Origin of the sequence: Cellulophaga lytica DSM 7489 (assembly GCF_000190595.1) — a bacterium.
Classification (GTDB): domain Bacteria; phylum Bacteroidota; class Bacteroidia; order Flavobacteriales; family Flavobacteriaceae; genus Cellulophaga; species Cellulophaga lytica.
The window spans coordinates 593,962-620,878 of sequence record NC_015167.1 but is presented as its reverse complement, the minus strand read 5'-3'; the positions used below and the strand labels follow the sequence as shown (position 1 = coordinate 620,878).

The window sequence follows — 26,917 nt, the reverse complement described above, 5'->3', positions numbered from 1 at the left end:
ATAATTAATTTGATAAAATTATTAGAACTAGTAAGTAAACACTAATAAATACATTAATAAATGAAGATTAACAAGGTTTTAGTAGCTAATAGGGGAGAAATTGCAATCCGTATTTTTAGAGCTTGTGTAGAAATAGGCATAAAAACGGTAGGTGTATATACCTATGAAGATCGTTACTCGTTACACAGGTATAAAGCAGATGAATGTTACCAGATTGGAGAAGATCATGAGCCTTTAAAACCGTATTTAAATATAGATGCTATAATACAAGTAGCAAAGGATAATGGAGTAGACGCCATACATCCTGGTTACGGATTTTTATCTGAGAATGCTGAGTTTGCACAAAAGTGTGCAGATAATGATATAATTTTTGTTGGGCCTAAAGTTTCTGTTCTTAAATCTTTAGGAGATAAAATAACAGCAAAAGAAGTTGCTGTAGCTAATAATGTACCTGTAATACAAAGTAGTGATAAAGATTTAACAGATGTAAGTATAGCTATAGAAGAAGCTAAGCGTATAGGTTATCCAATTATGTTAAAAGCTGCTTCTGGCGGTGGTGGCCGTGGTATGCGTGTTATACGCACACAAGAAGAGTTAGAAAAGGCTTTTCCTGAAGCCCGTAGAGAGTCTTTAAATGCTTTTGGTGATGACACTGTTTTTCTTGAGAAATTTGTAGAAAACCCAAAACATATAGAGGTACAAATAGTAGCAGATACCCACGGTAATATGGTGCACTTATATGAGCGCGATTGTTCTGTGCAAAGACGTTACCAAAAGGTAATTGAGTTTGCTCCTTCTATTGGTTTACCTCAAGAAACTAGAGATAGTTTGTATAAGTACGCTATAGATATATGTAAAGCAGTAAATTATAATAATATAGGTACTGTAGAGTTTTTAGTAGATGATGATGGTAGTATTTACTTTATAGAAGTAAACCCAAGAATACAAGTAGAGCATACAGTAACAGAAATGATTACCAATATAGATTTGGTAAAGGCTCAGCTATTTATTGCAGGTGGTTACAAATTATCAGATCAGCAAATAAAAATACAAGATCAAGAATCTGTAAAAATTAACGGTTACGCACTGCAATGTAGAATTACTACAGAAGATCCTGCAAACGACTTTAAACCAGATTATGGTGTAGTTACAACTTACAGAAGTGCTTCTGGTTTTGGTATTAGGTTAGATGCAGGTAGTATTTATCAAGGAGTGCGTATTTCTCCGTTTTTTGATTCTATGCTTGTAAAAGTTTCTGCTATTAGTAGAACATTAGACGGCTCTTGTCGTAAAATGCGTAGGGCATTGGCAGAGTTTCGTATTAGAGGTGTAGAAAGTAATATGGCGTTTTTAGATAATATTTTAAAACACCAAACTTTTAGAGACGGTAAGGTTACTGTAAATTTTATTAAAAATGAGCCTTCATTATTTGAGTTTGTAGAGCCAAGAAACCGAGCTAATAAACTTATAGAATACCTTGGGGAAACCATAGTTAATGGTAATCCAGATGTAAAAAAGAAAGATCCTAACCACGTTTTTTCTAAGCCCAAAGTACCTTCTTTTGAGAAAATGAGTTCTTACCCAAAAGGAACTAAAGATTTACTAACAGAATTAGGTCCAGAAGGTTTTGCTACCTGGTTAAAAAATGAGAAAAAAGTTCATTTTACAGATACCACAATGCGTGATGGTCACCAAAGTTTATTGGCAACTCGTATGCGTACTATAGATATGTTAAAAGTAGCAGAAGGCTACGCTAAAAACTTTCCGGAAATATTTAGTATGGAAGTTTGGGGTGGTGCTACGTTTGATGTTTGCTTACGATTTTTACAAGAAAACCCTTGGGAGCGTTTGGCATTATTACGTAAATCTATGCCAAATGTATTGCTACAAATGCTTTTACGTGGTTCTAATGGCGTTGGTTATACAGCTTACCCAGATAATTTAATTGAAAAATTTGTAGAACAATCTTGGGAAACTGGGGTAGATGTATTCCGTATTTTTGACTCTCTTAACTGGATGAAATCTATTGCTCCTACTATAGAACACGTACGTAACAGAACTGGTGGTTTAGCAGAAGGATCGCTTTGCTATACAGGTGATATTTTAGATCCTAAAAAAACAAAGTATAATCTTAAATATTATATTCAATTAGCAAAAGATATAGAGAATGCAGGTGCGCATATTTTAGGTGTAAAAGATATGGCTGGGTTATTAAAACCTAATGCTGCGTTTGAGTTAATATCAGCCTTAAAATCTGAAATAAATATACCAATACATTTACACACTCATGATACATCATCTATACAGGCGGCAATGTATTTAAAAGCTATAGAAGCAGGAGTAGATGTTGTAGATGTAGCACTAGGCGGGTTATCTGGTTTAACATCACAACCAAACTTTAACTCCCTCGTAGAAATGTTGCGTTTTCATGAACGAGAAAATAAGTTAGATACAGATAAGCTAGCAGAATACTCTAACTACTGGGAAACCGTACGTAATTATTACTATACTTTTGAGTCTGGACTAAAATCTGGTACAGGAGAAGTATATAAACATGAGATTCCAGGAGGACAATATTCTAACCTAAAAGGGCAGGCAATTGCATTAGGTTTAGAAGATAAATTTCCTGAGGTAACAAAAATGTATGGTGAGGTTAACCAATTGTTTGGAGATATTGTAAAAGTAACCCCTAGCTCTAAAGTGGTAGGTGATATGGCGCAGTATATGATTAGCAATAACCTAACTGTAAAAGATGTTTTAGAGAATGGTGATAGTATTTCTTTTCCGCAATCTGTAATTAGTTTCTTCAAAGGAGATTTGGGACAGCCAGTAGGCGGATTCCCAAAAGAACTTCAAAAAATTATTTTAAAAGATCAAGAGGCCTATACAGAAAGACCAAATGCACACCTAGAGCCTATAGATTTTGATAAAGAATTTAAAACTTTTAAACGAAAGTTTAAGAAAGGAATGGGACGAGATTTAGAAATTACAGATTTCTTGTCGTATAAATTATATCCAAAGGTATTTACAGACGCTTATAACAACCACGTTAAATATGGTAATGTTATGAATATACCAACAAAAAACTTCTTTTATGGTATGGAGGTAGGAGAAGAAATTTTGGTAGAATTAGATAGAGGTAAAAATGTATTGGTGTCGTTAATGCTAAAAGGAGAGCCAGATGAAAACGGTTACGTTAGTATTTTCTTTAAAATAAATGGGCAATTACGTAATGTAATGGTTAAGGATAAGGCTGTAAAAGTTATTAAGGCTCAAAACGTAAAAATAGATAAAGATAACCCTAAAGAAATAGGAGCTCCTTTACAAGGCTTATTATCTAATGTTTTAGTTAAAAAAGGACAAGAGGTGAAAAAGAATCAACCTTTGTTTGTAATTGAGGCAATGAAAATGGAAACAACAGTAACCGCTACAGCAGAAGGTGTTGTAGATAAAATACAACTAACAGGCGGAGCACTTGTAAATTCTGATGATTTAGTTTTAGTGCTTAAGTAATATTTATAGCAACTATTTTAAAATAGTAAACACCATTTCTCTACAATTAGGGGAATGGTGTTTTTTTGTTTGTAAACTTTTAAACATACCTAGTTTATTCTATTTATCTAAATAAAAAAACGCATTGTTAATTTTTTTATGAGTTTTTGTTTATTTTTTATATATAATTTAATTACTTAAAAATCAATCATTTAAAATTAGTTTTAACTTTCTATTTATATTTATTCTAAATAATTTTGTTGCTACAATTTTCAGTTTTACTTTTGGGCATTATTTTAAATAAATCTAAATAAGGATTATGTATAAAAAGTTATGTTTACTATTTGTATTAGCAATTCAAATGTCTTTTGCTCAATCACAAATAGAAGGTTATGTTACAGACGCTAACAATGAGCCAGTGAGCTATGCTAATGTTTTTTTATCAGGAACAAAAATTGGAACAACTACTAATGAAAATGGTTTTTTTACGATTTCTAATTTAAAAGAAGGCACCTATAACGTAAAAGTATCTTATGTTGGTTACCATGGTGTTGTTAAGTTGGTTACATTAAAAGAAAACGAAACTATTAAGCTTACTTTTAAGTTAGAAGATAATTTAAAATTAGAAGAGGTTGAGGTTTTTGGTAACAGATTTGAGCATCCAGACAAAATTGAAGCACTTACACGTTTACCTTTAGCTCCTTATGAGCAAATTCAGAGTATTTCTATCATTTCTGATAAATTAATAGAGCAACAAGGAAACCTTACAATTTCTGATGCAACTAAAAATGTACCAGGTGTTTATACATTTGCTACTTATGGTAATAAAAGAGAGAGTATGTCTTCACGTGGGTTTAGAGGTATTCCTATTTTAAAAAATGGAGTGCGTGTACATTCAGATTTTAGAGGGCAGGGAATACTAACAGATATGCAAGGTGTAGATAACATTCAGGTTTTAAAAGGTGCAGCATCTATTACACAAGGTGTAGCAACAGATTTAGGTAGTCCGGGTGGTGTTATTAATATAGTAACAAAAACCCCAAAATACTACTCAGGAGGTTCTGCTTCATTACGTGTAGGTAGTTTTGGGCAAACACGTGCTACTTTTGATGTGTACGGGCCTCTAGATAACGCTAAAAATTTAGCATTCAGAATTAACGGAGCTGTAGAAAGATCTGATAGCTACAGAACAGGTGTGTCATCAGACCGTTTTTACATTAACCCTTCTTTAGAGTGGAGGTTAGACGATAAAACAACCATTACTGCAGAAATGGATTATTTAGATGACAGTAGAACTCCAGATGTTGGTACTATAAATTTAGATGAGAATAATGTAAATGCAATTTATGACCTACCAGATAATATATTTTTAGGTTATGCAAATGACAAAGCATTAACAAAAAACGCAACGTACTCTATTCGTTTTAACAGAGAAATAAATGATAAATTAAGTATTAAAGCAGCTTATTTTTCTTCTACACTAGATTTAGATGATAAAGGAGCTAGTTTAGGAAATGTAGTTACAGATACAGATGACAACCCTATTTACAACCAAAGAAATCGCGGTTATGCAATTTCTACACGTAATGATAAAAATAGCGTGTTGCAGATAGATTTAATTGGTGATGAAGTGCAAACAGGAAATATAGCACACACTTTTCAGGTTGGTTTTGACTATAGAACTACTGCATATAGTACCACAAGTCAAAGCGGATCTAATTTAGATATTGTAGACGTTTTTAATCCTTCTTCTAACTCATCAACACTGCCAGCAGATTTAGGTTTTGGAGATGTAAGTATAGGAGAATCTGAGTCTAGGTCTTTAGGAGTAGTTGCGCAAGATGTAATAACATATAACAAATGGTTAAAATCTTTTATAGGCTTGCGTTACAGTAAAACACTAACAGATGCAGCAACAGAAACTACAGAAAGTGATGCCTTTAACCCGTTAGCCGGACTTATAATTACTCCAATAGAAAATATAAATGTTTTTGCATCTTATACAAATAGCTCTTACCCAAGAACAGGTACTAGGTTAGATGTAAATGGAAATCAGTTAGGTAATGAGCGTTTTGATCAATTAGAAGTCGGCGTAAAAACAAATTGGTTAGACAGCCGTTTGCGTTTTAATTTTACTTATTTTAAAATCAATAATAAAAATATTAATTTACCTGTTTATGATGAAAATTGGGTGGCTACTGGTTTTTATGAAAAAGGAGGTAATGACGAGCGTAAAGGTGTAGAGGTAGAATTAAGTGGTCGTATTTTAGATAACTTAGAAGTAATAACAGGATATAGCTATATAGATGCGCAATACAAAGAACATACATCTTTTGTATATGGTTCTGCTCCTTTAAATACGCCAAAGCATACTTTTAATGTGTACGCAAATTATAGTTTTAAACAAAAATTAAAAGGATTATCTGTAGGCGCAGGAGTGTACTATACAGGAGAAAGACCAATTAATGACTGGAGTGCAGGAGCTGTAACTCATGAAGGTATTGTGCCTAACCAAGAACCTTTTTATGTGGATTCTTATACGCAAGTAAACGCGCAAGTTTCTTATGCACTTAACAAACAATGGAGTTTACGCTTTTTGGTAAACAATGTGTTTGATCAAATTGGGTATAATGCATACAGAACTCGTTACATTAACCAAACAGATCCAAGAAATTTTGCAGGAGTACTAACCTACAGGTTTTAATAAGTTAGTTTAAGTTTATAATGAGAAAAGTACAACCGTAGTTGGTTGTACTTTTTTTGTAAAAAGAAAACCCCTAAAGCCATTTTGGTTTTAGGGGTTTTATATGATAATCATTTATTTTTTAAAATCTATATCCAATACTTAAACCAGCACGTACACCAGCCCAAGGACCATCTAAATCTATTTCTGCGCCATTTTTACTTACTTTATACTCAGTATCTACTAAAGGAATATCTGTGTCTTGTAAAGTTTCTAGTAAAGCGTCTTGTTCGTTTTGAGATAATTCTCTAGATGATACACCTTTTAAGTTTCCGTTACTAGACCCAATATGCGGACCAGCAATCCACCAGTCTAAAACAAGGTTGCTTCCTAGGTTAAACTGAGATCCAAATAACAAACCAAAAGTATTACCTTTAACAGTACCGCTAGTGGTTAAAGTTTCTGTTCCTCCACCATCTGCATCAAAACTAAAGTTTACATTTTTAAAAGTGTATTTAGATGCTCTAAAAAACGGAGCTAAATAAAAGCCTTTTCCATATCCTTTTTTCCCTGTGTAAATACGTACTTCTGGTGTAAAACTAGAGTAACTCATTTTACCGTCGTTTACAATGTTAGATAAATCATCATCTTCGTCTTCATCAACAAAAGAACTCCCAAATGGAATACCTCCTTCTGGTATTGTACCATAAGATAACGCTACAGAAAAAGTTTTGTTTAAAACCCTCTCGTACTGAAATTGAAAGTTTCTAAAAACTAAACTTGTTAAACTTAGTTTAGCAATGTTTTTTTTGTCTTGATACTCTAAAACAGATTGCTCTGCATTGTTGGTTTGGTCAGTAGATTCTAGTTCTTGTGCGTGCGTAAAACATGTTACAGATAAGAACGTTGTAAGTAGTAAAATTTGTTTTTTCATTGTTTATTTTTAATTATTGAAATAAAACGATTCTTGTAAGAATTTATTGCAATTATATGCTTTTTTCAATTATTAAAATAAAATATTCTATAAACGGTAAATGTTTTTTTAAACAAAAGAAAAGCCCCAAAATCATTAAGATTTTGGGGCTTTTGCATATAAAGCTTGTAAGGTTATTTCTTATTTTGCTGATCCTTAATGGTTTCGGAGTCAATATCAAACTTGTTTGTGTCTATATCCGTATTACCTGTTGGGTTTGTAGGATTTGATTGTTTTACTTTTCTTTTTAATCTCTTATCATCTATAATTCCCATATCATTTGTTTTTTATGTTCATCTACAATGTACAATTAATATTAAAAAAAAGTAGTTAATAGACTTGTAAGTCTTTGTTAATGAGTGTTAAATGGACGATTTAATGCTTTTTGATAAACTATTTAAACTATCTACTAAATTCTTTACTTTTTGTTAGTTTTGCAGTCTTAAATTATAAAAATGATTACAGTAGATAATATTGCAGTAGAATTTAGCGGAACAACCTTATTTAGTGGTGTAAATTTTGTTATTAATGAAAATGATAAAATTGCATTAATGGGTAAAAACGGGGCTGGAAAATCTACAATGATGAAAATTGTTGCTGGCAAGCAAAAGGCAACAAAGGGTAAAGTTAGTTGCCCTAAAGATACTGTAATTGCTTATTTGCCACAGCATTTATTAACAGAAGATAACAGTACGGTAGTAGAGGAGGCTTCTAAGGCTTTTAGCCATGTTTTTGAAATGAGAGACCGTATGGCTTATTTAAATAAAGAGCTAGAGACAAGAACAGATTATGAGAGTGATGCCTATATGAAAATTATAGAAGAGGTGTCTGAACTTGGTGAGCAATATTATGCATTAGAAGATGTAAATTATGATGCTGAGGTAGAAAAAGCATTAAAAGGATTAGGATTTAGATCAGAAGATTTTACAAGGCAAACAAGTGAGTTTAGTGGTGGTTGGCGTATGCGTATAGAGCTAGCAAAAATACTGCTTCAAAAACCCGACTTGATACTGTTAGATGAGCCAACAAACCACATAGATATTGAGTCTGTAATTTGGTTAGAAGACTTTTTGGTAAACAAAGCAAAAGCTGTAATGGTAATATCACATGACAGAGCTTTTATAGACAATATTACCAATAGAACTATAGAGGTTACTATGGGTAAAATTTACGATTACAAAGCAAATTATACTCATTACTTGCAATTAAGAGAAGACCGTAGAGCGCATCAAATAAAAGCCTATGAAGAACAGCAAAAGTTTATAGAAGACAATATGCGTTTTATAGAGCGTTTTAAAGGAACATACTCTAAAACAAACCAAGTTTCATCAAGAGAACGTATGTTAGAGAAATTAGAGATTATAGAGATTGATGAAGTAGATAACTCTGCTTTAAAATTATCATTTCCATCTGCACAGCGTTCAGGAGATTACCCAGTTACTGTAGAAGACTTAACAAAAACATACGGAGACCATACAGTGTTTAAGAACGCTAATATGTCTATCTCTAGAGGAGAAAAAGTATCTTTTGTTGGTAGAAACGGAGAAGGTAAATCTACAATGATAAAATCTATTTTAGGCGAAATAGAGTATGAGGGCAAATGTAGTTTAGGACATAATGTACAAGTAGGTTATTTTGCTCAAAACCAAGCGTCATTACTAGATCCAGATTTAACTATTTTTCAAACAGTAGATGAGGTTGCTAAAGGAGATGTGCGTACTCAAATAAAAAATATTTTGGGTAGGTTTATGTTTAAAGGAGATGATGTAGATAAAAAAGTAAGTGTACTATCTGGAGGCGAAAAAACAAGGTTAGCAATGGTAAAATTATTGCTAGAACCGGTAAACCTCTTAATATTAGATGAACCTACAAATCATTTAGATTTAAAATCTAAAGATGTTTTAAAAGAAGCATTGTTAGATTTTGATGGTACTTTAATACTTGTGTCTCATGATCGTGATTTTCTACAAGGTTTGGCAGAAAAAGTATTTGAATTTAAAGATCAACGTGTAATAGAACATTTTGAAACTATTGATGATTTTTTAGAGCGAAATAAGATTAAAAACATAAAAGACATCGATTTAAAAAAATAGCGATTATATTTTATTTTTGATATAAGCCCAAACATTATATTTAATTATATTGTTTAGGGCTTTTTTTTATTGTATAAATTGAACAGTTGTACAATTTATAAATTGAATAGCATTTTCAGTGTTAACTAGCTTGTTTTTTAGTTAGTTATGTGTTTTGTTTAAACTTTTATTAACAATGGAAGCTCTTTATTAATACTTACTTAATGCGTATTAATGTTTGTGTAACATTATTATAAAGTAGCCTAACTTTTAGCTTAACAGTAGCTGTATAGTTTTGGGCAACTTAAAAACACACAATGAAAAATAATTACTATTTAATTTTACTATTACTTACCGCATTTACGGTAACAGCACAAAACAAAGGGGGTATAACTGGTCAGGTTTTAGATGAAACAGGAACTCCTGTAATTGGAGCTAACGTAGTCATACAAAGTATATCAATAGGAGCAGTTACAGATGAAAACGGGACATACAAGTTAGATGATTTATCTTATAATACTTATACTATTACAGTATCTTACTTAGGGTATAAAAGCATAAAAAAATCAGTAGAAATTGCAACTCCGCAAACAACTTTAAACTTTAATTTAAAAGAACCATCTTTTCAGTTAGATGGTTTAGTGGTTACAGCACAAAAAAGAGAGCAACTAAATAAAGATGTACCAATTGCAATAACTTCTTATGGGAGTGACTTTATAAATAACCAAGGTACGTTTGAGTATGATACTTTTTCAGATTATGTACCAGGTTTACAAATACAAATACAAAGTGTAAACAATCCTGGTATAGTTGTTAGGGGAATTACTAGTGATAGCGGAGATTCTAGAGTAGAGCCAAGAGTATCTGTTTTCCAAGACGGGGTTTCTATTAGTAAATCTCGTGGTTCTGTAGTAGAGTTGTTTGACATAGAACGAGTAGAAGTTTTAAAAGGCCCACAAGGGACTCTTTTTGGTAGAGGAGCGCAGATTGGAGCAATGCATATTATTCAAAATAAAGCTAAAAATGAGACTTCTGCTTCCTTAAAAACAGGTATTGGTAATTACAATCAGTTTTTAGTAAACGGTTATGTAAACACACCTTTAGTAAAAGATAAGTTGTTTGCTCGTGTAGCTGCAATTTACAATAGAAGAGATGGGTATATAGAAAACCTTTCTGGAGGAGACCTAAATGGTAAAGAAACTTTGGCACTTAGAGGTTCTTTAAAATATATGATTAGTGATAATACTACGTTTGATTTTATTGCAAATTGGCAACAAGATACACCTCCAGGAACTTCTTTTAAAAGTGGAACTTTTGCTCCTTTAGGAGGTGACTTAAGTCCTAACTCTTTTGCAGATTTAGAGCGCGGTAAAGAATTAGGGTTAGACCGTACAGTATATGGTTTTACAGGAATTTTAAAGTCGGCACTTAATGACAATTGGGATATAACTTCTACTACTGCTTATAGAAAATTTAATTCAGATGAGGCTTTTGATGCAGATGGTACAGCGGCACCAGTTTTATTTTTTAGAGAGGTTGCAGAAGGAGAACAATTTAGTCAAGAAGTACGTTTTAATTTTGATAATGATGATAAACTATCTGGTTTCTTTGGAGCTAATTTCTTTTATGAAAACGGGTCACAAGCAGTACCTTTTGAGGTTAATGAGCAAAGTTACCTAGCACTTTTAGTAGCAACAGATGCTTTGGTTATAAACGGTGTGCCAACTTTATTTCCTAATATTCCTAACGACCCAGGTAGTTTTGGACCATTAGCAGGAGCTCCTTTATTGCCATTTAATAAAGAGGAGTCTATTAATTACGGAGAAAATTACTCTGGTGATATTTTTGCAGATGCTTCTTATGATGTTACAGAGAAATTAACTCTTACACTAGGACTAAGAGCAACTTTAGAAAATAGTAATGCTGGTTTAGAGGTTATAAATGCAGATAATCCAGGATTGTTAGGTAACTTTTTAGGAGCTTTCCCTAACAACTTATTTACGCCAACAAACGGTAGAATTTCGGCAAGTGAAACTTTTACATCTGCCGTAGGTAGGTTTGCTGTTAATTATGATTTAAGTGATGCGGTAACTGTTTTTGGTAACGTTGCACGCGGAAGAAGACCAAATGTAATTAATGTATCGGCTACAGAAGTAAATGTGTTGTCAGACGAAACTGTATGGTCTTATGAGCTAGGACTAAAATCATTAATGTTAGATAATAAACTACAGTTTGATATTAATGGATATTATTATGACTACAGTAATTTTCAAACTACAATTGCACGTTTAGATGAAACAGATGGTTTGGTAATTCTTCCTAATGATAGTGGTAGTGCAACAGCATTAGGCTTTGAGGCTGCTATGCAGTACCAATTTGCAAAAAGTAGTTCTTTCTTTGCTAATTATGGGTATATAGATGCTTCTTTTGATGATGAAGATTCAGACGGTAACCCACAGCAATTGGCAGGAAATACGTTTAGGTTAACACCAGAACACTCTTTCTCAGCAGGATTTAATATCAACCCTACTTTAAGTGAAAAAGTAGCTGTATTTTTAAGACCAACATATACTTACAAGTCTAAAGTATTTTTTGAAGAAACTAATCTGCCAAATATATCTCAAGATGGTTATGGTTTATTAAACATTAGAACAGGTATAACTATACAAGATAGGTATGAAATTAGTTTATATGCAACTAATGTTTTAGATGAAGAATTTATTATAGATGCGGGTAATACAGGTGGTGCTTTTGGTATACCAACATTTATTGCAGGTCCTCCAGCATTTTACGGACTTCAATTGTCTGTGAAATTTTAAGGTAAATTATTAAAAAACAATAAAATGATAAATAAAAAGACATATATCCTTTCTTTATTTCTAGTATTTGCGTTTTTTGCAACCGCACAAAAAGCGGCAAAAATGCAAAATTTAAAAGAGTTAGAGAAAAAGATACAAATAGAGGAGAGTAATGTAGTTGGTATTAAGGCAGATAATGAAGCTAGAATTATATGGGCAGACGATTATAAGTATAAAAAATCTCCTATTGCATTTGTTTACTTACATGGCTTTGGTGCTAGTTATGCAGAAGGTGAGCCGGTAATGTCTCAACTTTCAGCAAACTTTAAAGCAAACACATATATGGCTCGCTTAGAGGAGCACGGTATTTACAGAGATAATACTTTTGAAGACTTAACACCAGAAAATTACATTGCATCTGCAAAACAGGCAATTGCTTATGGTAAACAATTAGGAGATGAGGTTATAGTAATTAGTACATCTACAGGTGGTACATTAAGCTTAGCAATAGCAGCAGAAGATAAAGATATTAAAGCGTTGGTTTTGTATTCTCCTTTTATAGATTTGCTTAACCCAGCAATGAAAGCAGTAATACAACCAGGAGGTAAAGAGCAATTTGTTAAGGCTTTAGGGGGTACAATGCAAGTGCAAGAACGTCCAGAATTAGAAGCAAAGTATTGGTCTACCAACTATCATATAAATGGCTATATTTCATTAATTACTATGCTTACAAATACAATGACAACAGAAACTTTTTCTAAAGTCACTTGTCCTGTATTTTTAGGATACTATTATAAAAATGAAGAAGAGCAAGATAAAGTTGTTTCTGTGCCAGCAATGCAAGTAATGTTTAATGCTCTTGGTACGCCAGAAGAAGATAAGACTAAAATGGCTTTTCCAAAAAGTGGAAATCACGTTATAGCAAGTGATATTAGATCCAAAGATTGGGAAGGTGTTTATGTAAATACAGTTGATTTTTTAAATAAAATAATAAAATGAAACTAAAAATAGCTATTTGTGGCCTTATTGGCCTTGGTTTTATGGCTTGTAAGCAGAGCGATAAAAAGAAAGAAACAAAAGAAGAAGCTGCTCCGGTTGAAGAAACAGTGGTTACTTATAATTTTGATTTAGAAGGTCACCGTGGTGCTAGGGGTTTAATGCCAGAAAATAGCATACCAGCTTTTACAAAAGCTATAGAGTTGGGTGTAAATACAATAGAGTTAGACCTTGCAGTAACAAAAGACAAACAAGTGTTGGTGTCACATGAGCCATATTTTAATCCGCTTTTTTGTTTAGATTCTCTAGGGAAAACTATTGCTAAAAAAGATTCTATTGCATTAAATATTTATGAGCATACGTATAAGCAAACTCAAAAATACGATTGTGGTAGTATGGGTAATGTTAAGTTTCCAGAGCAAAAGAAACAGTACGTTACAAAACCGTTATTGTTAGATGTTATTGCTCTTGCAGATTCTTTAACAGCAGGTAATACAACACCAATTAAATACAATATAGAAATTAAGAGTTTGCCAGAGGGCGATGATATTTATCATCCAAACCCAAAAGATTTTTCTGATTTAGTTATAGCAACTATTAAAGATAAAATTGCAGTTGAAAATGTAGTACTACAAAGTTTTGATTTTAGAGTGTTGCAATATTTACATCAAAATTATCCAGAGTATACATTGGCTGCTTTGGTATATAAAGATGATGTTAAAACTAATTTAGATAAATTAGGGTTTGTGCCACAAATTTATAGTCCGCTACATAATATGTTATCTAAAGAGGTTATAGCAGAGCTTCACTCAAAAAATATGAAAGTTATTCCTTGGACAGTTAATAATGAGACTGATATGGAAGAATTACTTGCAATGGGAGTAGATGGTTTAATTACAGATTATCCTAATAAAGCTATTAAGTACAGAAAATAATACTACAAATAACCAAAAACTAAAAAGCTGTTTCATAATTGAAACAGCTTTTTTTATGATAAATAAGTTTAAACTTATCTTATTTTTTGCACAAACTCTTTAATAGTATTTACACCATTTTCTGTAAGGTGTTTTATAAATGCGGAGCCAATAATAGCACCTTTTGCACCTTCTGTTGCTTGTGTAAATGTTTCGTTATTATTAATACCAAAACCAACAATTTGTGGGTTTTTAAGTTGCATACTAGCTATGCGTTTAAAATAAGCAGTTTGTTCATCTCCAAAACCAGACTTAGAACCCGTTACACTAGCAGAACTTACCATATAAATAAATGCATCAGAAGCTTCATCAATCTGCTTAATACGCTCGTCACTAGTTTGTGGTGTAATTAAAAAGATGTTTTTTAAATTATACTTTTTAAAAATAGCCTCGTATTCATCCTGGTAAACAGCCAAAGGTAAATCTGGCATAATTAAACCATCTATACCTATTTCTGCACATTTTTTACAAAAGGCTTCAACACCATATTGTAGCATTGGGTTAAAATATCCCATAACTATTAAAGGTATAGAAACAGTTTTACGTATATCTTTTAACTGCTCAAAAAGTAAATTGGTAGTCATACCATTTTTAAGCGCAATTGTAGAGCTGTTTTGTATTGTTGGGCCATCTGCTAATGGGTCACTAAAAGGCAATCCAATTTCTATCATATCTATACCGCTGGCCTCTAAATCTTCAATTATTTTAACCGTATTGTTAAGCTCTGGGTAACCTGCTGTAAAGTACAATGAAAGAAGTTTTTTGTCTTCTTGCATTTTTTTATTAATTCTGTTCATTATACAATTTTATAAGTTAAAATATTTAATGTAATTATCTAAATCTTTATCACCACGGCCAGATAAACTTAGTACAACCACATCGTCTGGTTTAAAAGTTTTATGTTTAAAAATAGCTAAAGCGTGACTACTTTCTATAGCAGGTATAATACCTTCTAATTTTGTTAATTCTAAACCAGACTGCATAGCCTCATCATCTGTGGCAGAATAAAATTCTCCTCTTCCTGTTTTGTATAAATGTGCGTGTAGTGGTCCAACGCCAGGATAATCTAAACCAGCAGAAATAGAGTAGGGCTCTGTAATTTGTCCGTCATTGGTTTGCATTAATAGTGTTTTACAACCGTGTATAACACCTTCTTTACCAAGCGCAGATGTAGCAGCGCTTTCGCCAGAATTTATTCCTTTACCTGCAGCTTCTACAGCAATAATACCAACTTCTTCTTCGTGCAAAAAGTGATAATATGTACCAGCAGCATTACTACCACCACCAATACAAGCTACTACGTAATCAGGATTTTCTCGTCCTTCTTTTTCTTTTAGTTGCCATTTTATTTCTTCAGATATTACAGATTGAAATCTGGTAACCATATCTGGGTAAGGATGCGGGCCAATAGCAGAACCAATAATATAATGTGTGTCTACAGGGTTGTTAATCCAGTCACGAATAGCTTCATTAGTTGCATCTTTTAGTGTTTTACTACCAGACAGTGCAGGTCTTACTTCTGCACCTAGCATTTTCATACGTGCTACGTTTGGTGCTTGACGTGCAATATCTATCTCACCCATATACACCACACAGTCCATACCCATTAGTGCACAAACTGTAGCAGTGGCAACACCGTGTTGGCCAGCGCCGGTCTCAGCAATAATGCGTTTTTTACCTAGTTTTTTTGCCATTAAAATTTGGCCAATAGTATTGTTAACCTTATGAGCACCAGTATGGTTTAGGTCTTCTCTTTTTAAATAGACTTTTGTGTTGTACTTTTCAGACAATCTTTTTGCAAAGTACAAAGGAGACGGCCTGCCTACGTAATCTTTTAAAAGCTGATCAAACTCTGCTTTAAAGTCTGGCTCTGCCATCACTTTAAGATAGTTTTGGCGTAGGTTTTCTACGTTAGGATATAACATTTCTGGAATATAGGCACCGCCAAATGTTCCGTAATATCCTTTTTCTGTTACATTATAATTCATCTGAATTAGTATTTAGTTTTAAGTAGTTGTTTTAGATACTTAATGCTGTTTTAAATTCTTTTAATTTTTCAATATTTTTTAGTCCAGGTTCTATTTCAAAACTACTGTTTACATCTAGGGCAACGCAGTACTTAGAGGCAGACGTTTTTAAAAATGCTTTAACCTTTTCGGTGTCTTTTATGCCTATACCGCCACTTAAAAAATAGGGTTTGGTAGATGGGTAATTTTCTAAAACAGACCAATTAAAAGTATAACCGTTACCACCAGGTAGTTTACCTTTGGTGTCAAACAAAAAATAGTCGCATACTTTTTCAAAAGGAGTAATAACGCTAAAGTTAAAACTGTCTTTAATAGAAAAAACTTTTATAATTTGTGGTTGTTTCCCTTTAAGGCCAAGATTAGAATTTCGTAAACCTTTACAAAATTCAGGAGATTCTTTACCGTGTAGTTGCACAACATCTAGACTGTATTGGTTAATTTTTTCTACCACATAATCTAAATCTGCATCAACAAAAACACCAACTTTTTTAATGTTCTTGGATATAGCCCCCATTTTTTCATTAAAATACCTAGATGAAGGTTCCCAGAATATAAAGCCTAGATAGTCTGGTTGTAAAGCTGCAACAGCCTCCATATTATCTAAATGCTTCATACCACAAACTTTTAGTTTCATGAGGTTAAAGATGTTATAAAATTAGTGGCACTATCGCCAGGGTTATCAGTCTTCATAAAATTTTCACCTATTAAAAAACCTTTATAGCCGTATGGTTGTAATTCTTTAATGGCCTCTATATTGCTTATGCCACTTTCAGATACTTTTACAAAATCATTAGGTATTAAAGCAGATAAAGATTTACTAGTGTCTAAACTTACCGTAAAAGTTTTTAAATTACGGTTGTTTACGCCTAGCATATCTAAACTAGGCATAATAGATTTTTGCAATTCTTCTTGGTTATGTACTTCTAGTAAAACATCTAAGTCTAGACTTTTAGCAAACTCAGAAAATTGTTTTATTTCTTCTCTAGTAAGTATAGCTGCTATTAACAAAATAACATCTGCGCCATAAGCTTTTGCTTCTAGTATTTGGTACTCATCTATAATAAACTCTTTACGTAGTAATGGCATTTGTACTGCTGCTCTGGCGGTTAGCAAATCATCTAAAGAGCCACCAAAATATTTGCCATCTGTTAAAACAGACATACCGCAAACGCCAGCATTTTGGTAACCCGTAGCAACATCTTGTACAGATAGGCTATTATTTATTACTGCTTTTGATGGTGATCTTCTCTTATGTTCTGCAATAATACCAGAACTACTGTTTTTTAATACAACAGCTAAAGAGTTACTAGGTCTATTAAATAAAACTGAAGCCTCTAGTTGAGATACAGGAATAAGAGCTTTTCTTAAAGCAACTTCCTTACGTTTGTCTAGTACTATTTTTTCTAAAATATCCATTTATGCACTTAGCTTTTGTAATTTTTTTAATGCTTCTAAACCTTTACCACTACGTAAAGATTCTTGTGCTTTTAAAAAGCCTTCTTTAGGGGTAATATTTTGTACTGTAGCTATTGCAATACCTGCATTGGCACAAACTACATTATTTTGAGGGTCTGTACCTTTTCCACTTAAAATATCTACAAATATTTTAGCAGAAGCCTCTACAGTATCTCCACCAACAATGTCAGATTGTTTAATTTGCTGTACTCCAAAATCCTCAGGTTTAAGCATACTTTCTGATAGGCGAGATATTGTTTTTGTTTTTCCAGTTAAACTAATTTCATCATAGCCATCTAAGGCGTGTAAAACAGTAAAGTTTTTATCTGTGTTTTGATAAAGGTAACCGTACATTCTGGCTAATTCTAAATTAAAAACACCTACCATTTGGTTTTTAGGAAAAGCAGGGTTTACCATTGGGCCTAACATATTAAAGAAAGTTTTTACTGCCAACTCTTTACGTATTGGAGCAACATTTTTCATTGCAGGATGAAAAAGCGGAGCGTGTAATACACAAATACCAGCTTCATCTATGGTTTTTTCTAAAAAGCCTGTATCATTACTAAATTTAATACCCAAAGACTCCATTACATTACTACTACCACATTTGCTAGATACACCGTAGTTACCGTGTTTTGTAACTTTAATACCAGCACCAGCAGTAACAAATGAGGCAAGCGTAGAAATATTAAATGTATCTTTACCATCACCGCCAGTGCCACATAAATCTATTGGGTTGTAGGCAGATAAATCTACAGCTAAACAAAGGTCTAAAAGAGCATCTCTAAAACCTTCTAGCTCTTCAATAGTTACACTACGCATCATATATACAGTTAAAAATGCTGCAATTTGACTGGTGTTATAATCACCTTTTGCAATATTAACCAAAACATTTTTTGCGTCTTCTTTAGAAAGAATTTCGTGATTAATTAATCTATTTAATATTGTTTTCATTTTTATTTTTTTAGTTGAATAAGTAAATTTTTACGAACAGTTTATTTTACTTATTTACCCAATTTTTTAACATTTGTTTTCCTTTAGGTGTTAGTACAGATTCTGGGTGAAACTGTACAGCATTAACGTCATAAGTCTTATGGCGTAAAGACATTATTTGTCCGTTTTCATCTACAGAAGTAGCTTCTAAAACATCTGGCAAATCAGAGTTTACAACCCAAGAATGGTAACGCCCAACTTTTAACTCGTTACCTAAACCTGCAAATAAAACATCGTCTTTAATAACTGTAATAGTGGTAGCAATACCGTGGTAAACTTGTTCTAAATTAAGTAAAGAACCACCAAAAACTTCACCAATAGCTTGCTGACCTAAACAAACACCTAAAATGGTTTTTGTAGGGGCATATTTAGCAATAATATCTTTTAACAGTCCTGCTTCATCTGGTATACCTGGGCCAGGAGAAAGTACTATTTTTTCAAAAGCATCTACTTCTTCAAGTGTAAGTTGGTCATTTCGTTTTACAGTAACATCACAATCTAAATCTTCTAGGTAATGCACTAAATTGTATGTAAAACTGTCGTAATTATCTATAACTAATATCTTTTTCATCTTCTTAAATATTCTCAGCTATTTCTAAAGCTTTGGTTAGTGCTCCTAATTTGTTGTATGTTTCTTGTAGTTCATCTTTAGGGTTAGATGCAGCAACTAAACCAGCGCCAGCTTGGTAATGTAATTGATGGTTTTTACTTAAAAAAGTTCTAATCATTATAGCGTGGTTAAAATTCCCATTAAAATCCATAAACCCTATTGCACCACCATAATACCCGCGACTAGTTTTTTCATATTTTTCTATAAGTTGCATAGCCATATGCTTAGGCGCACCGCTTAAAGTACCAGCAGGGAAAGTATCTGCTACAACTTTCATTGTGGGTATGTTGTCTTTTTTTATACCAGTAACCTTAGAAACTAAATGTATTACATGCGAAAAAAACTGTACTTCTCTATAATTTTCTACCGTAACAGTATTCCCGTTTCTGCTTAAATCATTTCTGGCCAAATCTACCAACATAACGTGCTCACTATTTTCTTTGTCGTCTTCTGTTAATTCTTTGGCAATAATAGCATCTTTTTCATCATTACCGGTACGTTTAAAAGTGCCTGCAATTGGATGAATTTCTGCTTTACCATCTTTTACAATAATTTGTGCTTCTGGTGAGCTACCAAATATTTTAAAATCTCCGTAATCAAAATAAAATAGGTATGGAGATGGGTTTACAGAGCGTAAGGCGCGGTATACATTAAATTCATCTCCTTTAAATTCCTGAGAAAACCTTCTAGACAATACTAATTGAAAAACATCTCCACGCTGACAGTGTTTTTTTGCTAAATCTACCTGCTCTAAAAAATCTTCATCTGTTAAGTTAGAAGTTGCTTCTCCTTCTTTAGAAAAATTATAGGTAGCAAAGTTTCTCACGTTTAATAGTTGTTCTATTTCTGGGATGTTACTTTCTGCATTAAATGTGTGAGCAAATATGTATGCTTCATTTTTAAAATGATTAATAGCAATTACATTTTTATATACTGCATAGTACATATCTGGTATTGTAACAGAGTTGTCTTTTTTAGTAATATTTACATCTTCAAAATAACGAACAGAATCATAAGCCATATAACCAAAAAGCCCATTGTTTATAAACTTAAAGTCGTTATTGTTAGAGCTAAACTTTGTGCTAAAATTGTGTAAAATAGTTGCTACGTCTACAGTGTTATCTATAGCTGTAGTATTGCTAGTACCATCTGGATAGTTTTCAAAAATGGTTTCGTTTTCTATTTTTATAGATGCTATTGGGTTACAGCAGATATAAGAAAAACTATTATTATTTGCGTGGTAATCACTACTTTCTAATAAAATACTATTAGGAAATCTGTCTCTAATTTTTAAGTACATACTAACAGGAGTAATGGTGTCTGCCAGTATTTTTTTGTAGTGTGATGTTAGATTGTATTTCATTTTATTTTTAAAAATTTAAATAAAAAAAGGCTTGTCGTGATAGACAAGCCTTTAATGTATATTGTTACAATGGTGCTTTGCTCACGACGTTTGACGTAAGTTGTTCCACCACCATATGTTAGTTGTTATTTTCATTAGTTCAAATATATAAAGGAATTTTATAATACCCAACAAGAGTTGCATAAAAAATAAAAAACCTCACAAAAGTGAGGTTTAAAACATTTATTGGTTTTGTTTTATTTAGAATTGTAAATCTACAACTAAATCAAAATCGTCATAAATAGCTTTATCTCCTAAGTTTTCTATAAAACTACCAGACTTGTATTTAATGTCAAAATCTGTTCTGTCTATTTTTAAACTAGCAGTAGCTTTACTACCGTAAACAGAAATTGTAAAGTCTACCGGCTTGGTAATACCTTTAATAGTTAGTTTACCTTTGGCAGCATAAGCATTTTTACCAGTTGCTTTGCTAATAGTAAAAACTAATTTAGATGTTGTGTTTTTTTCAGTGCTAAAGAAATCATCAGACTTTAGGTGACCTTCTAATTTGCCTTTCATTCCACCTTCTAAGTCTGTAACAGTTAATGTAGTCATATCTACAACAAACTCACCAGCAGTTAATTTATCGTTCTTAAAAACTAAAGAACCATCCTTAAAATCTAAAGTTCCTTCATGAGAGCCAGTTACTTTGTATCCTTTCCAAGTAATGTTACTTGTCTCTGTGTTAATCTTTTTTTCTTGAGCAGTTAATGATGCTACAGAAAATACTAATGCTAAAATGCTAATTGATAATTTTTTCATAATTCTTGTTTTTATTTGTTTTAATTGTCTGTATTAAATTTATCTAATAATTTATTTAAAGTTTTTAAGTCTTCTTCAGTTGTGTTTTTTAAAAGGTTTTTTTCCATACCTAACATTGCGCTACTCATTTTAATGAGTTCTTCTTCACCTTTTTCAGTAATGTAAATTTCTATTTTTCTTCTGTTTTCTTTGCAAACAGTACGTTTTACAAAATCTTTTAAAATTAATTTATCTACCAACCTTGTTGTGTTACTCATTTTAGACACCATTCTGTCATTTAACGTGCTAAGGTTTGCAGGTTTGCCATTTTGCCCTTTTAAAATGCGCAATACATTAAACTGTTGCGCAGATACATCAAAAGGTTTTAGGGCTTCTGCTGTTTTTTCAGTTATACTTTGGTGTATTAACAATAGATGAATAATAGTCCTACCTTCTAAGGGTATAGGCTTATTTGTTTTTAAAATTTTTTCTACATCCATGTTGTTACAATAATTGTATATACAAATGTATGTAATTTTATTTTAATTACTTTTGAAAAAAAATATTTAAGATGGATTTAACACAGGAAGAATGGAGCGCAAAATTAGCAGAAGATGCTAACGCTTTTATATTAGATGTAAGAACAGAAGACGAGATAGCAGAAGGTATTATACCAAATGCTGTAAATATTGATATTTACAAGGGGCAAGATTTTATTGATGAGCTAGAAAAACTAGACAAATCTAAGACGTATTACGTGTATTGTAGATCTGGTAACCGTAGTGGCCAAGCTTGTGCAATTATGAATAGCCTTGGTTTTGAAAACGCTTACAATTTAGAAGGTGGCTTTATGAACTGGGAAGGAGAAGTAGCTGAAAAATAAGTATATGTGCTTTTTTTGTTTACATTAGTAAACAAAAACCTTAGTTATAGTTATGCGAGAAGACCTTTTACATTTTATATGGAAATATAAAAAATTACAACTAAAAGGTTTACAAACCACAAAAGGAGACGCAATTAATGTAGTGTCTGTTGGTACGCATAACTATAATGAAGGTCCAGATTTTTTTAACGCACAGTTAAAAATAGGAAGCCAGCTATGGGCAGGCAATGTAGAAATTCACATAAACGCATCAGACTGGTATGCACATAATCACGAAAAAGATAAAAATTACGAAAATGTAATTTTGCATATTGTTTGGCATGATGATGCAACAATATTTAGACCAGACAACTCTGAGATACCTACGCTTGTATTAAAAGATTATATACCTGCTAATGTACTGGCAAACTATCAGCAATTATTTTTGTCAGGAAAACAAAAGTTTATCAATTGCGAAAAAGATATCACTTCTGTAGATTCTTTTTTACTACAAAATTGGTTAGACCGTTTGTATTTTGAAAGATTAGAACAAAAATCTGCTGTTATAACCCAACTCCTAAAAGAATCTAATAACAATTGGGAACACGTACTTTTTGTATTGTTAATGAAGAGTTTTGGCTCTACTATAAACGGAGATTCTTTTTTTCAATTAGCTAAAAATATTGATTTTAGTATTTTTAAAAAGGTTAGTGTAAAACCAATGCAGGCAGAGAGTCTTTTGTTTGGTATGGCAGGCTTATTAAATAATAATGATATTTTAGATGCCTATTACAATCAGCTTAAAGCGGAATATGTTTTTTTACAAAACAAATTTGGTTTTACTATTAATGATGAAGTCTCTGTAGCTTTTTTTAAGTTAAGACCAACCAATTTCCCTACTATTAGGCTTTCTCAATTAAGCGCATTATATGCAGAGCATCAAGCTTTATTCTCAAAATTAATAAAAGCTAAAACGGCAGAAGAAATATATGGGTTATGTACAGTTGTAGCTAGCGCATATTGGGACAACCACTACACATTTGGAAAACAATCCAAGCAAAGTAAAAAAAGACTTACTGCATCATTTATTAATTTGCTTATTATAAATACAATTTTACCGCTTAGGTTTTGCTACTCTAAATATATAGGAAAGAATGATGATGAAACTATTTTAGAAATTATAAGTAGTTTGCCTGAAGAAAAAAATAGCATAATAGATAAATTTAAAACACAAAAGGTAGCTATTAGTAACGCAAAGGATAGTCAGTCTATATTGCAACTCTATAAACATTATTGTAAAAAAAATAAATGTTTACAATGTGGTGTTGGTAGTAGTTTATTAAGTAGAAATGGTTAATTTTATAGTATGAATTTTTTCTATAACATATTGTATTATTTTCAAAAACGAGGTTTTGAAGTCTGCAGGCGTATTGCAGAACGTTTTGGTATACGAGCCAGAATTGTGCGTACATCTTTTATATACTTAACATTTGCTACATTAGGTTTTGGTTTTGCATTGTATCTATTTTTGGCTTTTTGGTTAAAAATTAAAGATTTGGTGTATACTAAAAGGACTTCAGTTTTTGATTTGTAGCAAACAATCATAAAAAAAAGACTAGATAAAACTAACAATTAATAGTCTTTGTAATAAACACAATATACAAGTGAAGCTTTTAAAACTATTTAGATCTAAAATATATATAGCACAGCTATTAATAGTGTCTATTTTGGTTATTGGAGTTTTGGGTTACAGGTACATATCTAACTATAGTTGGATGGAAGCTGTTTATATGACCGTTATTACAATGGCTACAGTTGGTTTTTCTGAGGTTAAGCCACTAGATACACCATCTAAAGTTTTTACCATATTTTTAATAATATCTAGTGTGTTTATTGTTGCTTATGCAATATCTGTAGTTACAGAGTACGTGCTAGGTAAAAATTCTGTACAACTATTAAAAAAGAAACGTGTGAAAAATAAAATAAAGGATTTTTCTGGACATATTATTATTTGTGGTTACGGAAGAAATGGAGCTCAAGCAGCAGAGCGTTTAGGTAGTTATAAAAGGCCATTTGTTGTTATAGAAAAAGATAAAGAGGTTATAGAAAGATATGAGGATGAAGTACTTTTTATAGAAGGTGACGCCACAGATGACGAAGCATTAATTGAGGCAGGAGTATCTAAGGCTAAATATTTAATTACAGCATTACCAGATGATGCATCAAACTTATTTGTAGTACTGTCTAGTAGGCAATTAAATAAGGAGTTGTTTATAATTAGTAGAGCCTCTTTAATAAATTCTCAGCGTAAGTTAATACTAGCAGGTGCAGATAAGGTAATAATGCCAGATAAAATAGGAGGAGACCATATGGCTTCACTAGTAGTTATGCCAGATTTAATTAGTTTTATGGATAAACTTTCTACAGAAGGTAAACACACAACTACTTTAGAGGAAATAGCAATAGAAGATCTTACAGATAAAGTTACAGGCAATTCATTAAGAGATTTAGATTTAAGAAAAAGAACAGGTTGTACTATAATAGGTTACATTGCTCCAGATGGCGATTACATTATAAACCCAGAGGCAGATTTGCAGTTAGAATCTAAAAGTAAGGTAATTGTTTTAGGTAGGCCAGAGCAAATTATGAAATTGAATGAAATCTTCCAGATTGGTTGATAATTTAGTTGAAAATTCTTGATTGAGTTGATTATTTTTTGGATATTGCCATCCTAACTAACTCAAAAAATTCAATCAACGATGAAGAAATACCTATATTTTCTTTCTTTTATTATGTCTATGTCTGTTTTAGCTCAAGACTTTAGCGTAGAAGGAAAAGTTTTTAATCCCTCAAATTCTATAAATGATGGAGTGATTAAGTTAGAGGTAAGTGGAGGTGAAGCCCCTTATACTTATAAATGGAGTAACCAAAGTACTCCCTTAACCTCAAGTAAAGCCACAGGTTTAGTAGAAGGTATCCCGTATACCTGTGTAATTACAGATTCTAGTGGAAAAAGTGTTACTAAGGTTTTCACTGTAGAATCAGAAGCAATAACCGAAATTTTTAACGGTACTATGACTCCAGCTGTAAGCGCTCTGGGGTCTGTTTTGTTTTGGGACCCTTTTGCAGCAATAGGTATTTATGATCCTGTGGTGTATGCAGACTCTAAAAGAGTGGGTATTCCTAATTGGTCTCCAGAATTAGAAGATAAGTTTACTTTAAAAAAATGGCTTAAATCTAACGGAGAAAAAGTAAAGCAAGGAGAGGCTATAGCTGTTTTATCTAATGCAGCAGGTGAAGATATTAATATTAGCGCTTTAGCAAACGGTACATTAGATCACCTTACAAAAGAGGGTAATGTTGTTTATAACTCAGACAATAAAGAGCACATTATAGAGCAAGGTGCTCATTACTTTGCAGAAATTAAGTATGATGAGCCAATTGTATTAACTCATCCTAACGGAGATCCATTAACTAAACCAATTTCATTTATAGTTATTTGGTTGGTATTAGGAGCTACTTTCTTTACTATTAGAATGGGCTTTATTAATATTCGTGGATTTGGTCATGCATTAGAATTAGCAAAAGGTAAATATGATGATCCTAATGCGCCAGGACAGGTTACTCACTTTCAAGCATTAGCTACAGCAGTATCAGGTACTGTAGGTTTAGGTAATATTGCAGGTGTGGCTGTGGCGGTATCATTAGGTGGTGCAGGTGCTACTTTTTGGATGATTGTTTGTGGTTTACTTGGTATGTCTTCAAAATTTGTAGAATGTACTTTAGGTGTAAAGTACAGAGATATTTTACCAGATGGTAGAGTATTTGGAGGTCCAATGAACTACTTACGTTACGGACTAGAAAAAAGAAATATGAAAGGATTAGGTAAAGTACTAGCAGGTTTATTTGCAGTACTAGCCGTTGGTGCTTCTTTTGGAGGTGGTAATATGTTTCAAGCAAACCAATCTTTTGAGCAATTAGCAGGTCAATTCCCGGCCCTTGCAGGTAACGGATTTTGGTTTGGTGTGGTAACAGCAATTTTAGTTGGTGTTGTTATTATTGGAGGTATAAATAGTATTGCTAAAGTAACAGGTAAAATTGTACCAGTTATGGCGTCTATATATGTTGTGGCTGCTTTGGCTGTTATTGTAATGAATATTCAGAACATAGGACCAGCTTTCTCTGCAATTGTAGAAGGAGCATTTAGTCCGTCTGCTTTAAAAGGTGGTATTGTAGGTGTGTTAGTTGTAGGTTTCCAAAGGGCAGCATTCTCTAATGAGGCAGGTGTAGGTTCTGCAGCAATTGCACACAGTACGGCAAAAACAAATAATCCGCCATCAGAAGGTTTTGTGGCGCTTTTAGAGCCATTTATAGATACGGTAGTTGTGTGTACATTAACTGCATTGGTATTAATTTTTACAGGTATGCATGAGGTAGAAGGTATGGCTGGTGCGCAATTAACATCAGACGCTTTTGGAAGTCAAATTTCTTGGTTCCCATACGTGTTAGCATTAGCAGTTTTCTTATTTGCATTCTCTACAATGATATCATGGTCTTATTACGGTATGCGTGCTTGGACTTACTTGTTCGGGAAAAGTAAAAGAACAGAGTTTATTTATAAAATATTTTTCTTGGTATTTGTTGTAATAGGAGCATCTGTGAGTTTAGGAGCAGTGTTAGATTTTTCAGATATGATGATTTTAGCAATGTCTTTCCCTAATATAATTGGTCTTTATATAATGTCTGGTGAGGTTAAAAAAGATCTGTCAGAATACTTTAGTAAATTAAAATCTAATCAACTGTTTAAAAAGCAGATGGTAGAAAAGGAATAATACATAA

Annotated in this window: 22 protein-coding genes; 11 read left to right on the top strand and 11 right to left on the bottom strand. The window is 32.4% G+C overall.

Annotation, left to right across the window (positions count from 1 at the left end; translation table 11 throughout):
- The first annotated feature begins 60 nt into the window (after window positions 1-60).
- On the top strand, window positions 61-3,513 hold the full coding sequence (locus tag CELLY_RS02820; protein WP_013620141.1) for a pyruvate carboxylase: 3,453 nt from the start codon (window positions 61-63) through the stop codon (window positions 3,511-3,513).
- A 298-nt stretch (window positions 3,514-3,811) separates the two neighbouring features.
- Window positions 3,812-6,196: a TonB-dependent receptor gene (locus CELLY_RS02815; RefSeq protein WP_013620140.1), complete on the top strand. Its 2,385-nt coding sequence runs from the start codon at window positions 3,812-3,814 to the stop codon at window positions 6,194-6,196.
- A gap of 121 nt (window positions 6,197-6,317) precedes the next feature.
- Here CELLY_RS02815 and CELLY_RS02810 read toward each other — a convergent pair whose 3' ends face one another.
- Window positions 6,318-7,109 carry a hypothetical protein gene (locus CELLY_RS02810; protein WP_013620139.1) on the bottom strand — a complete coding sequence of 264 codons (792 nt, stop codon included), beginning with the start codon at window positions 7,107-7,109 and terminating at the stop codon, window positions 6,318-6,320.
- 173 nt (window positions 7,110-7,282) lie between these two features.
- A complete protein-coding gene (locus CELLY_RS17035) occupies window positions 7,283-7,423 on the bottom strand; it encodes a hypothetical protein (RefSeq protein WP_013620138.1) in 141 nt (46 codons plus the stop codon).
- A 180-nt stretch (window positions 7,424-7,603) separates the two neighbouring features.
- On the opposite strand from CELLY_RS17035, the gene CELLY_RS02805 reads away from it, so the two are divergent.
- From CELLY_RS02805 to CELLY_RS02790, 4 genes are all read left to right on the top strand, one after another.
- Entirely contained in the window at window positions 7,604-9,241 is a 1,638-nt protein-coding gene (locus tag CELLY_RS02805) for an ABC-F family ATP-binding cassette domain-containing protein (RefSeq protein ID WP_013620137.1), read from the top strand.
- A gap of 296 nt (window positions 9,242-9,537) precedes the next feature.
- On the top strand, window positions 9,538-12,039 hold the full coding sequence (locus tag CELLY_RS02800; protein WP_013620136.1) for a TonB-dependent receptor: 2,502 nt from the start codon (window positions 9,538-9,540) through the stop codon (window positions 12,037-12,039).
- A gap of 102 nt (window positions 12,040-12,141) precedes the next feature.
- On the top strand, window positions 12,142-13,017 hold the full coding sequence (locus CELLY_RS02795) for an alpha/beta hydrolase (RefSeq protein ID WP_141103747.1): 876 nt from the start codon (window positions 12,142-12,144) through the stop codon (window positions 13,015-13,017).
- On the top strand, window positions 13,014-13,949 hold the full coding sequence (locus CELLY_RS02790) for a glycerophosphodiester phosphodiesterase family protein (protein ID WP_013620134.1): 936 nt from the start codon (window positions 13,014-13,016) through the stop codon (window positions 13,947-13,949). Before CELLY_RS02795 ends, CELLY_RS02790 begins: the two co-directional genes overlap by 4 nt.
- Window positions 13,950-14,023: 74 nt before the next feature.
- Here the strand turns inward: CELLY_RS02790 and trpA are convergent, their stop codons facing one another.
- The 9 genes from trpA to CELLY_RS02745 all read right to left on the bottom strand — a co-directional run bounded on the left by trpA (window position 14,024) and on the right by CELLY_RS02745 (window position 21,716).
- On the bottom strand, window positions 14,024-14,785 hold the full coding sequence (trpA, locus tag CELLY_RS02785) for a tryptophan synthase subunit alpha (RefSeq protein WP_013620133.1): 762 nt from the start codon (window positions 14,783-14,785) through the stop codon (window positions 14,024-14,026).
- A 9-nt stretch (window positions 14,786-14,794) separates the two neighbouring features.
- Window positions 14,795-15,976: a tryptophan synthase subunit beta gene (gene trpB / locus CELLY_RS02780; protein WP_013620132.1), complete on the bottom strand. Its 1,182-nt coding sequence runs from the start codon at window positions 15,974-15,976 to the stop codon at window positions 14,795-14,797.
- A gap of 31 nt (window positions 15,977-16,007) precedes the next feature.
- Window positions 16,008-16,649, bottom strand: a complete 642-nt coding sequence (locus CELLY_RS02775) for a phosphoribosylanthranilate isomerase (RefSeq protein WP_013620131.1) — start codon at window positions 16,647-16,649, stop codon at window positions 16,008-16,010.
- Window positions 16,646-17,431 (bottom strand): indole-3-glycerol phosphate synthase TrpC, encoded by a 786-nt coding sequence (gene trpC, locus CELLY_RS02770; protein ID WP_013620130.1) that lies wholly within the window; start codon window positions 17,429-17,431, stop codon window positions 16,646-16,648. Before trpC ends, CELLY_RS02775 begins: the two co-directional genes overlap by 4 nt.
- On the bottom strand, window positions 17,432-18,424 hold the full coding sequence (trpD, locus tag CELLY_RS02765) for an anthranilate phosphoribosyltransferase (protein ID WP_013620129.1): 993 nt from the start codon (window positions 18,422-18,424) through the stop codon (window positions 17,432-17,434). It lies immediately after the preceding gene.
- Between the two features lie 46 nt (window positions 18,425-18,470).
- Entirely contained in the window at window positions 18,471-19,034 is a 564-nt protein-coding gene (locus tag CELLY_RS02760) for an anthranilate synthase component II (RefSeq protein WP_013620128.1), read from the bottom strand.
- Between the two features lie 4 nt (window positions 19,035-19,038).
- Window positions 19,039-20,436: an anthranilate synthase component I family protein gene (locus CELLY_RS02755; RefSeq protein WP_013620127.1), complete on the bottom strand. Its 1,398-nt coding sequence runs from the start codon at window positions 20,434-20,436 to the stop codon at window positions 19,039-19,041.
- Between the two features lie 240 nt (window positions 20,437-20,676).
- Complete coding sequence (locus CELLY_RS02750) at window positions 20,677-21,237, bottom strand: YceI family protein (protein WP_013620126.1); 561 nt, start codon at window positions 21,235-21,237, stop codon at window positions 20,677-20,679.
- A gap of 20 nt (window positions 21,238-21,257) precedes the next feature.
- Entirely contained in the window at window positions 21,258-21,716 is a 459-nt protein-coding gene (locus CELLY_RS02745) for a MarR family winged helix-turn-helix transcriptional regulator (RefSeq protein WP_013620125.1), read from the bottom strand.
- 71 nt (window positions 21,717-21,787) lie between these two features.
- Between CELLY_RS02745 and CELLY_RS02740 the strand changes: the two genes are divergently transcribed.
- From CELLY_RS02740 to CELLY_RS02720, 5 genes are all read left to right on the top strand, one after another.
- On the top strand, window positions 21,788-22,099 hold the full coding sequence (locus CELLY_RS02740) for a rhodanese-like domain-containing protein (protein WP_013620124.1): 312 nt from the start codon (window positions 21,788-21,790) through the stop codon (window positions 22,097-22,099).
- Window positions 22,100-22,151: 52 nt separating this feature from the next.
- Window positions 22,152-23,435, top strand: coding sequence for a DUF2851 family protein (locus CELLY_RS02735; RefSeq protein WP_013620123.1), 1,284 nt, complete (start codon window positions 22,152-22,154; stop codon window positions 23,433-23,435).
- Window positions 23,436-23,444: 9 nt separating this feature from the next.
- Complete coding sequence (locus CELLY_RS02730) at window positions 23,445-23,672, top strand: PspC domain-containing protein (RefSeq protein WP_013620122.1); 228 nt, start codon at window positions 23,445-23,447, stop codon at window positions 23,670-23,672.
- 70 nt (window positions 23,673-23,742) lie between these two features.
- A complete protein-coding gene (locus CELLY_RS02725; RefSeq protein ID WP_013620121.1) occupies window positions 23,743-24,756 on the top strand; it encodes a potassium channel family protein in 1,014 nt (337 codons plus the stop codon).
- Between the two features lie 81 nt (window positions 24,757-24,837).
- Window positions 24,838-26,910 carry an amino acid carrier protein gene (locus tag CELLY_RS02720; protein ID WP_013620120.1) on the top strand — a complete coding sequence of 691 codons (2,073 nt, stop codon included), beginning with the start codon at window positions 24,838-24,840 and terminating at the stop codon, window positions 26,908-26,910.
- Window positions 26,911-26,917: the final 7 nt, after the last annotated feature.